This is a genomic window from Amorphus sp. MBR-141 (assembly GCF_053628695.1).
Genome location: NZ_JBRJGW010000001.1, coordinates 177,803 through 190,946 on the forward strand (window position 1 = coordinate 177,803; position 13,144 = coordinate 190,946).

A 13,144-nucleotide genomic window follows, 5' to 3' on the forward strand; every position below is an offset into this window, starting at 1 on the left:
CGCCCAAAAAAACGTGCGCCCAGGAAAACCCGCAACCGCAGCGATGCAGATCGCGGCGTCATCCTCCGGGGGTGGCCGCCTCGATCTTCTTCGTGAGCGCGTCGCGCCATTCGATGGCGGTCTCGCGGCTCATCGCGAGGTCGACCAGGTTTCCCTTGCGGTCGGTGAGCTCCATGTGAACGGTGCCGGCCGGCGACGCGGCGGCGGCAACTGCTGCCACCTCGACCTTGCCGTCGAGGGAGGCGGGCACGCCGAAGGTCGCCCGCAGACCCTGGGATTCCAGCAGGGCGGCCTGCAGCAGGTTGGCCAGCGCGTCGACCTTGCCGGGTGTCATCATGAAGCCGTGCTGGGAGTCGTCCGACAGCTTGATGATGGCGACGAACCGCCCGTCGGGCGTATGGCCGCCGCCCAGGATGTCGGCGATCTCGAAGGCGTCGACGCTCATTTCTTCGTCTTCGGCCATGGTGTGCTCCCTCGTTTCCGGAATGATGTCGGCTGATGGTTGCCGGGTAGCAGGTTCGCCCGGGCGCGACGATAGGCCGGGTGTCCGACGCTCGTGTGACCCGTCGGCGACGATCGCGCCGATCGCCTCGGTCGTCGCCTCCATGTGGACGCGGCCGTCCGGGCCGAGCGTGCGATAGGTGCCGGGCCTGTCCGGGGTCGCCGTGACGGTCAGCGGCATGCCGGCAATGGCAGGCGACATCCCGCGATAGACGAAGGTTGCGGGCGGGCGGTCCAGTTCCGTCGCGGCGAAGTTCAGCAGCAGGGTCGCCTGGATCGGGCCGTGGACGACAAGGCCGTCATACCCCTCGACCCGGGTCGCATAGGGCAGGTCGTAGTGGATGCGGTGGCCGTTGAAGGTGATGGCGGAGTAGCGGAAGAGCAGCGTCGGCGAGGTTTCGACGGTCCAGGCCGGCGTCGGAGTGGACGGCGGTCGGGGCTGCACGGCCGGCCCCGGGGAGGGGGACCGGTCACCCAGGTAGACGATGTCGTGGCGCTCGCGCACGGCCAGGCCGCGGTCGGTCAGGTAGTCGTGGTCGACGGCCACGAACCAGAGCTCGCCGGAGCGGCCGTCCTTGCGGGTGACGTCGGCGATGGTGGTGACGCGGCGGACCCGGTCGCCGACGCGCAGGTGGTCGACGGTCTCGACCGTGCCGCCGGCCCACATGCGCCGGGGCTGCGGCACCGGCGGCAGGTCGCGCGACAGGGCCGGGTGCCCGTCGCGACCGAGGGCGTCCATCGACGCGATGGCGGGCGCCAGGCACCAGTGGATGCCGAGCGGCGCGGCGCCGTCCGGGACCGCGGCGAGGTGCGGCGCGAAGATGGCCCGGAAGCTTGCGTCGAGGCGCTCGGTGACGATGTCCTCGCGCTCGCTCGTCCGGCCGATCCAGTCGGTGAAGGGCGGGTCGTCGGAGCCGGTCACGCGGCACTCCGGGCGGCGCCGGCCGGGGTGGCGGCGAACAGGCCGAGCGAGCCGACCCGACGGTCCTCCGGCAGGGCGAGAACGGCCGCGATGAGCGCGTCTGATGCGGAAGGCTCCATGCCGCCGTCGATCATCAGCGATCGGGCCTTGGCGGCGACCGCTTCGGCGGGGAACGGATTGCCGGGATCGCCCAGAGCATCGTGGCGCACGGCCTGCAGGGTGCGGCCGTCGGCGGCCAGAACGCTGACATCGGCACCCCAGGCGTCGGGGTAAGCGGCGTCGATGTCGGGGGAGCGCGCGACGGTGACGGTTGCCCGGGTTGCCGCAAGCCGGTCGCGGGCCGCGCCGTCGAAGCTTGCCGGGGTGACGGCGCCGTCGGCGAGGGCGGCGGCGACGCAGTGCTGGAGGGAAAACCGGGCGGCGTAGGGATTCTGCGGATCCGGCCGGTCGCACACGTCGAGGGCCGCCTGGTAGGTGCGCACGGCGACCGACGCAGCGCTGGCGCCGCCCAGCTGCCCGCGAAGGGCCAGCGCGGCGTCGATGGCCGGATGGGTGTGCCGGCAGCAGGGCCACGGCTTGATGGAGGTTGCCGTCAATGCCCAGGGACGGTCGGGGGCGGCGGTGACGGCGCTGGGGATCGGGTCAGGGCACAGGCCGGCGAAGAAGCCTTTCTCGCCCTCCAGGATCGCCTCCGGCCCGGTGAAGCCCTCCTTGGCGAGCAGGGCGGCGAGGACGCCGGATTCGGCGGCACGGGCGGTGTGCAGATGCTTGCTCATGGCGCCGGTGGCGAGGAATTCCCACAGCCCGGACGACTGGGTGCCGGCGTTGCCGAGCGCCCAGACCATCTGGTCTTCGCTCAGATCGAGGAGCCGACCGGCGGCCATGGCGGCACCGAACGGGCCGCAGGTGGACGTGTTGTGCCAGACCCGGTAGTGGGCGCGGCCCACCGCCATGCCGACCCGGCAGCAGGCCTCGTAGCCGGCCAGCACGGCGGCGAGGAAGGCGCGGCCACCGAGGCCGTCGCGCTCGGCGATCGCCCACGCGGCGGGGATCACCACCGAGCCCGGATGGGTGACGGACTCGCGGTGGAGGTCGTCCATCTCGAGGATGTGGGCGAGGCCGCCGAAGTGGAAGGCGCGGCGCGCCGTGTCGGCATGGTCAGCCGGGGCGACGGCGGTGAGAATGCGGGCGGGCTCGGTGGTCCGCGCGCCGAGCGCACAGGCCGCGGTGTCGAGCACGAACAAGGCGCCGCAGGCGAGGTCGGCCTCGGTGACCGCCTTCGCATCGATCAGGCGCGCGAGATCGCGGGTGAGGCTCATGACGCATCCTTGGCCAGGCGGCGGGGTCGCTGGGCGCGATCCTCGCGCCTCGGGCGGCGGGCCGCAAGCCCCCGGGGCGTGTCGTTGTCGACCAGTCCGTCCCACCTGCAAGGAAGGGGAGCGAGCAGAGCCGCCGCATCCGGCGGGGCGGATCAGCGCTCGCCGTAATAGAGGCCGACGACGTGCTGGGCCTCGGCGAAGAACAGCCAGCGCGAGGCGGCGACGCCGACGAGGTGGGCGACGACGGCGACGAGCAGCAGCGGCCAGACCGCCGGTACGGCGAGCGACAGTGCCACGGCGCCGAGCGGCACGGCGAAGCCGAGGGCGAACGCCAGCTTGCGCAGCGCGTTGGCGCGCTTGCGGCCGATCCGGAACACCATCTCCTTCATCAGGTAGTTGGGCGAGGTGTGCGGCGCCTCCAGCAGGCGGACCCGGCCGATGCCGGGCAGGCCAATGGCGGTTTCCGGGGTGGAGCCGTCGGCGTCGAGCCGGGTGTCGCGCGCCTTGCGGCTCCAGACGAGCCACACCACCGCGGCGATCAGCACCGTGATGGCGGCCAGCCACACCGGCACCGGGCCGGTAGGCCCGGAGAGCGGCGCAAGGGCGGCGGCGACCAGCGCGCCGCCCGCCAGACCCACCGCCACGAACATCGGCGAGGTGGGCGGCTTCGACCAGCGCGGCACCGCCTTCAGCGAGCCGTAGATCATTGAGGTGCAGACGATGCAGACGACGGAGAGCACCGTCGCCGGGAGGCCGAGCCACGGCGTGCGGACGCCGAACACCACCCACAGCAGGGCGTAGAGACTGAAGACGGTCAGCGTCGCAATCGAGGCGACGCCTTCGCGCGACAGCCATGACGAGCGCCACTGGGAGAGCGCCCGCCAGGCGCGCTGGGGATTGCCGAGATGCCAGAGCGAGGCGACGAGGCCGACGCAGGCAAAGAAGAGCGCCAGGCCGCAGCCCATGAGCGCGAACCAGAAGCCGTCCGGGCCGATGCCGAGGCCGAGCCAGGCCATCAGCCCGAAGCCGATGCCGGACAGGGTGGTGAAGACGATGATGGAGGGGGCGGGATGCATCTAGTTCAGCCGCTCCAGCGCGCGGTCGAGCCAGCCGAGGAAGCCCTTGGTCTCCGGCTCGGCAAGCGCAATGAGATCGATGGACTCCGGCGCGTCGATGTCGGCCTTGGGGCGCGGCGGCAGATAGCGGTTGACCGGCCTGGTGCCCTGCTCGGGCATCAGCTCGACGCCGCCGCGCGCCGCCACCAGCAGCGACACGTCAGAGGCTGGATCGGCGAGGTCGCCGAAGTGGCGGGCGTTGGCCGGGCAGGTCCGCACGCAGGACGGCACCCGGTCGATCTCCGGGATGTTGTCGTTGTAGATGCGGTCGACGCAGAGCGTGCACTTCTTCATGACGCCTGCGTCGGCGTCCATCTCGCGGGCGCCGTAGGGGCACGCCCAGGCGCACAGGCCGCAGCCGATGCAGGCGTCCTCGTTGACCAGCACGATGCCGTCGGCGGCGCGCTTGTAGCTGGCGCCGGTCGGGCAGACCGTCACGCAAGGCGCGTCGTCGCAGTGGAGGCACGACTTCGGGAAATGCACGATCTGGGCATTCGCGGTGCCGCCACCATGCCCGCCGCAGCCGCGGCTTTCCGCCGGGGTCACCTCGAAGGTGTGGATGCGGTTGAGGAAGGTGCCCGAAGGGGACGCGCCGTAGGCGTCCTGGTCGGACAGCGCGGCGCCGTAGCCGCCGGTGTTCCACTCCTTGCAGGCGACCACGCAGGCGTGGCAGCCGACGCAGGTGTCCAGATCGATGACGAGGCCGAGCTTCTTCTCGGTGCTCTGCGGAAGCGTGGTCATGACCATTCCTCCCCGTAGGCGATGTCCTTGGGGCCGACGCCGACGGGCGACTCCTGGGCGGGCAGATGCGGCTCGGACCAGGGGCCGGGCTCGGCCTTCTCGATCTTCACGCGCAGGTCGTACCAGGCGGCCTGGCCGGTGATCGGATCGGAGTTCGACCAGCGCTGGCCGTCGCCGCGCGGCGGCAGCAGCTCGTGGATCAGGTGGTTGAGCAGGAAGCCCTTGGTCGCCTCGGGCGCGTCCTTGTCGAGGGCCCAGGCGCCGGAGCGCTTACCGATGGCGTTCCAGGTCCACACTGTGTGGGAATTGACCGCGTCCATGCGCATGACGGGCACCTTGATGCGGCCGTGGTGCGAGGTGAGCCACGCCCAGTCGCCGTCGTGGAGGTCGTGGGCCTCGCAGATCGGCCCGGGCACGTAGAGCGGATTGCGGCCGTGGATCTGCCGCAGCCAGGCGTTCTGGGAGCCCCAGGAGTGGTACATGGCCGCCGGCCGCTGGGTCAGCGCGTGGATCGGGAAGCCGTCCACCATCGATCCCTCGAACGGCGGATACCAGTGGGGCAGCGGATCGAAGGTCTCGCGGATTTGGGCGCGGAGGTGGTCGGGCGGCTGACGGTCGCCGAAGCCGTTGGCGGCAAGGCGGAACTTGGCGAGGGGCTCGGAATAGATCTGGAAGACGTAGGGCTGGGGCGCGTCGAACAGGCCCATGCCGACCGCCCACTCCTGGTAGGCCCTGTTGAACGGCTTGAAGAACTGCGCTTCCTCGGGGATGTGCGCCTTGTAGAAGCCGCCGTTCTCGATATAGCGCTCGAGCTGCTCCGGGTTGGGAGCGCCGCGGCCCGGCCGGTCGTCGTCCTTGCGCCAGCCTGCCAGCGGTCCGATGCCCGGGCGGCGCTGGTGATTGACGATGTAGTCGGCGTAATCGCGGTAGGCGGCGGTGCCGTCGTCCTTGACGAAGCCGGGCAGCTTGAGGCGCGCGCCGAGATCGATCAGCGCCGACTGGAAGCCACGCACGTCGCGGTCGGGCTCGACCACGGGCCAGCGGATGGCATCGGCGGCGGCGTCCGGCTCGGAGATCGGCCGGTCGAGCAGCGAGATGCAGTCGTGGCGCTCCAGATAGGTGGTGTCCGGCAGGATCAGGTCGGCATAGGCGACCATCTCGGAGGAGTAGGCGTCCGAGTAGATGATCTTCGGGATGACGTAGGAGCCATCGTCGTTCTGGGCCGACAGCATCTCCATGGTGCCGCGGGTGTTCATCGACGAGTTCCAGGCCATGTTGGCCATGTAGAGGAACAGGACGTCGATGCCGTAAGGATCGCGCGCGTGGGCGTTGGCGATCACCATGTGCATCATGCCGTGGGCCGACATCGGGGCGTCCCAGGTGAACGCCTTGTCGATGCGGATCGGGTTGCCGTCGTCGTCGATGGCCAGGTGTTCCGGCCCCATCGGATAGCCGAGATGCGGGCCGTCGAGGGGGGCGCCGGGGGTGACCTTGGAGTGCGGCTTGGGGTGGGATTCCACCGGCTTCGGGTAGGGCGGCTTGAAGCGGAACCCGCCGGGGGTCTCCACCGAGCCGATGATGAGCTGCAGGACGTGCAGCGCCCGGCAGGTCTGGAAGCCGTTGGAATGGGCCGAGATGCCGCGCATGGCGTGGAACGAGACCGGCCGGCCGATCATGGTCTCGTGGCGTTCGCCGCGCATGTCGGTCCACGGCTGGTCGATGACCACCTCTTCCTGGAACGCCGCGTGGGCGATCTCGGCGGCGAGCCGGCGGATGGTGTCGGCGGCGATGCCGCAGGCCTCGGCGACCGCGTCGGGCGCGCAGTCCGCGCTCATGGCCTTTTCGGCGAGCAGCTCGAACACCGGCCGGGCCGTGCGGCCGTCGGGGAGCGTGACCAGACCCTTCAGGGCGGGCGCCACGCCGGCGTCGCTGGAGGGGTGCACCGTGCCGGTCTTGCGGTCGAGGACGAGGGGCGTGCCGTCGGCGTCGCGGGCAAACAGGCCCTCGGTCTCGGTGCCCTTGTCGACGATCACCAGCCACGGGGCGTTGGTGTAGCGGATCAGGTAGTCGACATCGACGTTGCCGGTGCGGATCAGCTCGTGGGTCAGCGCCTGGATGAACAGGCCGTCGGTGCCGGGCGTGATGCCGACCCATTCGTCGGCGATGGCGTTGTAGCCGGTGCGGACCGGGTTCACGCCGACGATCTTGGCGCCGTTGCGCTTGAGCTCGGCGAGGCCGAGCTTGATGGGGTTGGAATCGTGGTCCTCGGCGACGCCGAAGATCATGAAATAGCGCGAGCGCTGCCAGTCCGGCGAGCCGAACTCCCAGAACGCGCCGCCCAGCGTGTAGATGCCGGCGGCCGCCATGTTGACGGAGCAGAAGCCGCCGTGGGCGGCGTAGTTCGGGGTGCCGAACTGCTGCGCCCACCAGGAGGTGAGCGACTGGCTCTGGTCGCGGCCGGTGAAGAAGGCGAGCTTCTTCGGATCGGTGTCGCGGATCGGGCCGAGCCACTCGACCGCCGTCGACATCGCCTCTTCCCAGGAGATTTCCTTGAACTGGCCGGAGCCGCGCGGGCCGGAGCGGATCATCGGGGCGCGCAGGCGGGCCGGCGAATAGTGCTGCATGATGCCGGCGGAGCCCTTGGCGCACAGCACGCCGCGGTTGACCGGATGGTCCCGGTTGCCCTCGATGTAGCGGACCTTGTCGTCGCGCATGTGCACGTTGATGCCGCACCGGCAGGCGCACATGTAGCAGGTGGTCTGGCGGATCTCGTCGGAGACCTTGGGCGACAGGGCAATCTTCGGTTCGACCGACATGGAACTCCATTCGGCTGGGCCGGCGGGGAGCGCCCGGAAGCGATCCCACGATGCGGCCAGCCACCTGATGACTCCGGCGCGTTCTAGAATATCTCCAGACAGAACCGTTCGATCCAACGCATAATCCTTGTCTGTTCGATCGATTTTGTTTCTATAGGATCATGACCCTCGACCAGCTGAAGATCTTCGTCGCCGTGGCCGAGCGCGGCCACGTGACCCGCGCGGCGGAGAGCCTGCGGATGACCCAGTCGGCCGTTTCGGCGGCGATCGCGGCGCTCGAGCGGCGCTACGGCACGGCGCTGTTCGACCGGCTGGGCCGGCGCATCGAACTCACCGAGGCGGGCAGCCGGTTCCTTCCCGAGGCGCGCGCGGTGCTGGAGCGGGCGGCGACGGCGCGGGCCGTGCTGGAGGATCTGTCCGGGCTGACGGTGGGCTCGCTGTCGGTGGCGGCGAGCCAGACCATCGCCACCCACTGGCTGCCGCGGCGGCTGGCGAGCTTCCACACGGCCTATCCGGGCGTGCGCCTCGACGTGCGGATCGGCAACACGCGGCAGGTGGAAACGGCGGTGGCGGAGGGGGCCGTCGACCTCGGCCTTGTGGAGGGCGAGACCCGCCACCGCACGCTGGTGCGGATGCCGGTGGACGTCGACCGGCTGGTGCTGGTGGTGGCGGCCGGGCAGCCGGCGCCGCCGCGGCTGGCCAACGGGCGGCTCGACCTGGAGGCGATCCCGTGGGTGATCCGCGAGGCGGGCTCCGGCACCCGCGAGATCTTCGAGGCGTTCGCCCGCGACGAGGGCTTCGACCCGGACCGGCTCAGGGTGTTCCTGGTGCTGCCGTCGAACGAGGCGGTGCGCGAGGCCGTGGAGGCCGGGGCGGGGGCGACGATCATCTCCGGCCACGTGGTCGCCCGCGACATCGCCGAAGGGCGGCTGACGGCGATCCCGGTCGACCTGCCGGCGCGCGAGTTCGCCCTGGTGCGCCACCGCGACCGCTACCAGAGCGCGGCCCAGTCAGCGCTGATCGCCGAGCTTTCGGCGGGCGAGGGGGAGGCGGCGGCCCCTACTGGAGCAGGCGCGGCAGGAACAGGGTGATTGCCGGGAAGGCGATCAGCAGCGCGATGCGGACGATCTCGGAGGCGAAGAACGGCATCACGCCCTTGAAGGTCTCGCGCATGGGCACCTCGCGGGCGAGCGAGTTGATGATGAACACGTTGAGCCCTACGGGCGGTGTTATCAGCCCCAGCTCCACCGTCACCAGGATGATGACGCCGAACCAGATCTTCGTCTCCTCGGGACCAAGCCCGAAGTCGAGGCCGGCGACGACCGGCCAGAAGAACGGGATCGCCAGGATGACCATCGAGAGCGAGTCCATCAGGCAGCCGAAGATCAGGAAGACGACGATGATCAGGAGCAGGATGGAAAGCGGCGCGAGGCCGCTGGTCTGAAGGAATTCCGCCGCCGCCTGGGGCACGCCGGCCCGCGCCATGAAGATCTTCAGGAGCTCGGCGCCGAGCAGGATCAGGAAGATCATGCCGCTCAGGCGCGCGGTTTCCAACAGCGAGGCGACGAAGCCCCGCCAGTTGAGCTTGCCGCGCGCGACGCCGTAGATCGCCACCAGGAACACGCCGATGGCGGCGGCGGGCGTCGGATTGTAGATGCCGGCGTAGATGCCGCCGATGACGATGCCGAAGATCACCAGCACCGGCAGCAGTCCGAGCGTCGCCGACCAGAGCTCGGCACGGCTGACGCGTTCGCCCTCCGGGCCGGCGTCGGGCACGAGGCGCACATAGACGGCGACGGTGAGGATGAACATCAGCATCGCCAGAATGCCCGGAATCAGGGCGGCGGCGAACATCGTGACGATGTTGGTCTCGACGATGATGGCGTAGACGATGAGCACCACCGACGGCGGGATCAGGATGCCGAGGGTGCCGCCGGCGGCGATGGTGCCGGTGGCGAGCGACGGCTTGTAGTTGTAGCGCTTGAGTTCGGGCAGGGCGACGGTGCCCATGGTCGACGCGGTCGCGGTGGACGAGCCACTGAGCGCGCCGAAGCCGGCGCAGGCGGCGATCGCCGACATGGCCACCCCGCCGCGGAAGCGGCCGAGCCAGGCGTTGGCGCCGCGGAACAGGTCGCGCGACAGCCCGGTGCGCCCGGCCAGCCCGCCCATCAGGATGAACATCGGCAGCACCGAGAGGTCGTAGTTGGAGAACTGCGAGTAGGCCAGATCCTTCAACTGGTTGAGAAGGATGGCAGGGCCGGACTGCATGATGATCCCGCCGATGCCCACCAGGATCATGGTGTAGGCGATCGGAACGCGGATCGCGATCAGGCCGAGGAGAACGACAAGGCCCAGGAGGCCGAGGGCAAGGCTGTCCATTGTCTCTCCGACGAGGCTACTCGGCCGTCTCCAGGGGGTGGGGCTCGACGAACTGCGGACGGCCGCGCATGACGCGGATGCCGTCGATCGTGGTCACGAGCGCGGCGAGGAAGAGCAGCCCAAGGGAGACGAGGATGGGCGGGAACGCGGTCCACAGCGGCAGCTTGAGGACCGGCGTTGTTTCCACGTAGCGCATGTAGCTGCCCATCCCGAGCCACATCTGGCGGAACAGGAGCACTGCGAAGGCAAGCGCGAACAAGGAGGAGAAGACGCTCATCGCGGCCTTCTTTCCCGCACTCATGCCTTCGGTGAAGATGTCGACCGTCACGTTGGCGCCGACCAGTTGGCAGTAGGGCAGGAACATGAAGATCACCACGGCGATGATGTGCTTCATCAACTCGTAGTCGGCCGGAAAGGGGACGCCGAGCAGAAGGCTCGAGAGCGCGCTGAACGCCGTCATCACCGCCAGCGCCGAGGCGATCAGGCCGCCGAGGACGGCCCAGAGGGTGATGAAACCCGCCAGCCCGCGCAGCGTCCGGGCGGCCGGCGTGTCGGGACGCGGCCCGGGGGCCGCGTCCATCTGGGGGCCGTGAGGGGTCAAGCGGCCGGGCTCACGACTTGTTCTTGGCCATCGAGGCACGGGCGGCCTCGACGAGCGCCTTGGAATCGAAGTCGGTGTGCTCGGCCGCCCACTGGTCGACCACCGGGCCGAGCGCGTCGTTGAACGTCGCCATCTGCTCTTCGGTGAGGACGATGTGCTCGTTGCCGGCGTCGACGGCGATCTGGATGCCCTTGTCGTCGGAGTTGCGCCAGATCTCGGCGACCTTCCTGAGCCAGGCCTCGTCGGAGTTCTTGTCGAACACCGCCTTGATGTCGTCGGGCAGCGACTCCCACTTGTCGCGGTTCATCGACACCTGGAAGGTCGTGGTGCCGAAGCGGTTCCTGTCCGGCCCCTCGATCTGGTACTTGGTCACGTCCTGCAGCTTAAGCGCCGGGATGATCTCCCACGGGATCAGCGCGCCGTCGACGGCGCTGGTGGCGAGCGCCTGGGGCAGGTCGGGCACCGGCATGGTCACCGGGGTGGCCCCCATCGCCTTGACGACGGCGTTGCCGGTCGGGCCGGGCACGCGGAGCTTCTTGCCCTGGGTGTCGGCGACCGAGTGCACCGGGTCGTTGGCCATGTGGATCGCCTGGCCGGCGTGCACGTGGTTGAACAGCACGTGCACCGGCTCGTACTCGGGCGCCAGATACTCATCGAACATCTCGCGCATGGCGAGGTTCGTGGCGGCGATGTCGTTGGTGAAGATGGTCGGCAGCTCGAACACCTCCGAGCGCGGGAAGAGGCCCGGCGTGTAGCCGTTCACCGTCCAGACGATGTCGACGACGCCGTCGGCGACCTGGCGGAACAGCTGGGGCGGCGCGCCGCCCAGCGACATCGACGGGTAGATCTCGATCTTCACCCGGCCGCCGGAATCCGTCTCGATGGCCTGCGCCCACGGCTCCAGCATCTGGGTCTGGGCCGGCGATTTCGGGCCGAGGAAGTGGTGCAGCTTCAAGGTGTACTCGGCGTCGGCCGCAAAGGCGGTGCCGCGCAGCACGGCCGGAGCGGCCAGGACGCCCGCCGAAGCGAGCAGAAACTCACGTCTTCCGATGGTCATTGTCGCGTTCCTCCGTGGCGTCGCCCCGCGTCGTTGTCGGGACCGGTGCCGGCGCGTTGCAGGCCCGCCGGCGGTTGTCTGATGCTGTCGGCCCGATCCTAGGCATTCTGCCGGACGAGGTCCAGACTGGTTTTAGTCCCAACGAGTTTGTCGTTCGCTCCCTGTCCGGCGAGAGCCGCCGGACAGGGAGGAGTGTGCGCCGTTTCGATCAGAACGGGTAGTGCTGGCCGGCGTCCTCGACGGTGATCCAGCGCAGCTCGGTGAACTCGGCGACGCCTGCCTTGCCGCCGAAGCGGCCGTAGCCGCTGGCCTTGACGCCGCCGAACGGCATCTGCGCCTCGTCGCCGACAGTCGGGCCGTTGACGTGGCAGATGCCGGACTCGATGCGCCGGGCGACGCCCATGGCGCGCTGGACGTCCTTGCCGAACACCGCGGCCGACAAGCCGTACTCGGTGTCGTTGGCGACCTTCACCGCTTCGTCGACGCCGCTCACCCGGATCACGCAGACCACCGGGCCGAACGACTCCTCGCTGTAGAGGCGCATGTCGGGGGTGACCTTGTCGACGACGGTCGCCGGCATGATGGTGCTGTCCGTCGCGCCGCCGGTGACGACCTTGGCGCCCTTGGCCACTGCGTCCTTGATCAGCGCGTCGACCTTCTCGATGGTCTCGCGGTTGACCACCGAGCCGAGCACCACGTGGCCGCTCGGATCGCCGTAGGGCAGCGCGCCGGCCTTGGCGGCGAAGCGCTGGACGAAGTCGTCGGCGACCTTCTCGTCGACGACGATCTTCTCGGTCGACATGCAGATCTGGCCCTGGTTCATGAACGCGCCGAAGGCGGCCGCGTTGACCGCGCCCTCGATGTCGGCGTCGTCGAGGATGACCAGCGGCGCCTTGCCGCCGAGCTCCAGCAGCACCGGCTTCAGGTACTTGGCGGCCTCGCCGGCGATGATCTTGCCGACGCGGGTGGAGCCCGTGAAGTTGATGCGCTTCACCTTCGGGTGGCCGATCAGCGCGGAGACCACTTCCGGCGCGTCCTCGGCGGAATGGGTGACGACGTTCACCACGCCCTTCGGCAGGCCGGAGTCGGTGAGGACCTTGCCGATCAGCCGGTGGGTGGCCGGGCACATCTCCGACGCCTTCAGCACGACGGTGTTGCCGCAGGCGATCGGCAGCGCCAGCGCGCGCACGGCCAGGATCACCGGGGCGTTCCAGGGCGCCATGCCGACCAGCACGCCGACCGGCTGGCGGATCGCCATGGAGAGCGTGCCGGGCTTGTCGGAGGGGATGATCTCGCCGGTGACCTGGGTGGTCATCGACGCCGCCTCGCGCAGCATGTTGGCCGCGAGCATGACGTTGAAGCCGATCCACGGGCCAGTGGCGCCGGTCTCCGCCATGGCGACCTTGATGAACTCCTCGGTGTGGGCGTCCATCGCGTCGGCCGCCTTGTTGAGGATCTTGCGGCGCGCGCCCGGACCCATCTCCGACCACTCGGGGAAGGCGGCGGCGGCGGCCTCGACGGCCTTGTCGACGTCGGCCGGCTTGGCGGCCGGCGCGCGGGTCGCGACGTCGCCGGACACGGGGTTGCGGCGCTCGAACAGGGCGTCGTCGGTGGCGGGCGTGTCGGCGCCGCCGATGAGCATGGTGATGTCCATGGGGTCTACTCCTTCTTGAACGATGCGCCTGTGCCCGGC

At 69.9% G+C, this 13,144-nt stretch carries 10 protein-coding genes; 1 reads left to right on the forward strand and 9 read right to left on the reverse strand.

Features of this window, described 5'->3' with window-relative positions:
• Positions 1 to 58: 58 nt before the first annotated feature.
• The 5 genes from ACSSVZ_RS00780 to ACSSVZ_RS00800 form a co-directional block, all read right to left on the reverse strand.
• Positions 59 to 1,423, reverse strand: coding sequence for an FAS1-like dehydratase domain-containing protein (locus ACSSVZ_RS00780; RefSeq protein ID WP_453967689.1), 1,365 nt, complete (start codon positions 1,421 to 1,423; stop codon positions 59 to 61).
• Positions 1,420 to 2,742: an MmgE/PrpD family protein gene (locus ACSSVZ_RS00785; protein WP_453967690.1), complete on the reverse strand. Its 1,323-nt coding sequence runs from the start codon at positions 2,740 to 2,742 to the stop codon at positions 1,420 to 1,422. Before ACSSVZ_RS00785 ends, ACSSVZ_RS00780 begins: the two co-directional genes overlap by 4 nt.
• Positions 2,743 to 2,894: 152 nt before the next feature.
• Positions 2,895 to 3,818 carry a dimethyl sulfoxide reductase anchor subunit family protein gene (locus ACSSVZ_RS00790; protein WP_453967691.1) on the reverse strand — a complete coding sequence of 308 codons (924 nt, stop codon included), beginning with the start codon at positions 3,816 to 3,818 and terminating at the stop codon, positions 2,895 to 2,897.
• On the reverse strand, positions 3,819 to 4,598 hold the full coding sequence (locus ACSSVZ_RS00795; RefSeq protein ID WP_453967692.1) for a 4Fe-4S dicluster domain-containing protein: 780 nt from the start codon (positions 4,596 to 4,598) through the stop codon (positions 3,819 to 3,821).
• The gene (locus ACSSVZ_RS00800; RefSeq protein ID WP_453967693.1) at positions 4,595 to 7,414 is read right to left on the reverse strand and encodes a molybdopterin oxidoreductase family protein; all 2,820 of its coding nucleotides are present in this window, start codon (positions 7,412 to 7,414) and stop codon (positions 4,595 to 4,597) included. Before ACSSVZ_RS00800 ends, ACSSVZ_RS00795 begins: the two co-directional genes overlap by 4 nt.
• Before the next feature lie 161 nt (positions 7,415 to 7,575).
• Between ACSSVZ_RS00800 and ACSSVZ_RS00805 the strand changes: the two genes are divergently transcribed.
• The gene (locus tag ACSSVZ_RS00805) at positions 7,576 to 8,505 is read left to right on the forward strand and encodes a LysR substrate-binding domain-containing protein (protein ID WP_453967694.1); all 930 of its coding nucleotides are present in this window, start codon (positions 7,576 to 7,578) and stop codon (positions 8,503 to 8,505) included.
• Here the strand turns inward: ACSSVZ_RS00805 and ACSSVZ_RS00810 are convergent.
• The 4 genes from ACSSVZ_RS00810 to ACSSVZ_RS00825 all read right to left on the reverse strand — a co-directional run bounded on the left by ACSSVZ_RS00810 (position 8,474) and on the right by ACSSVZ_RS00825 (position 13,105).
• Complete coding sequence (locus ACSSVZ_RS00810) at positions 8,474 to 9,793, reverse strand: TRAP transporter large permease (RefSeq protein ID WP_453967695.1); 1,320 nt, start codon at positions 9,791 to 9,793, stop codon at positions 8,474 to 8,476. The genes ACSSVZ_RS00805 and ACSSVZ_RS00810 overlap by 32 nt on opposite strands.
• Before the next feature lie 16 nt (positions 9,794 to 9,809).
• Positions 9,810 to 10,373, reverse strand: a complete 564-nt coding sequence (locus ACSSVZ_RS00815) for a TRAP transporter small permease (protein WP_453967696.1) — start codon at positions 10,371 to 10,373, stop codon at positions 9,810 to 9,812.
• Positions 10,374 to 10,404: 31 nt separating this feature from the next.
• Positions 10,405 to 11,451 (reverse strand): TRAP transporter substrate-binding protein, encoded by a 1,047-nt coding sequence (locus ACSSVZ_RS00820; protein ID WP_453967697.1) that lies wholly within the window; start codon positions 11,449 to 11,451, stop codon positions 10,405 to 10,407.
• A 208-nt stretch (positions 11,452 to 11,659) separates the two neighbouring features.
• Entirely contained in the window at positions 11,660 to 13,105 is a 1,446-nt protein-coding gene (locus tag ACSSVZ_RS00825) for an aldehyde dehydrogenase (RefSeq protein WP_453967698.1), read from the reverse strand.
• Positions 13,106 to 13,144 lie beyond the last annotated feature (39 nt).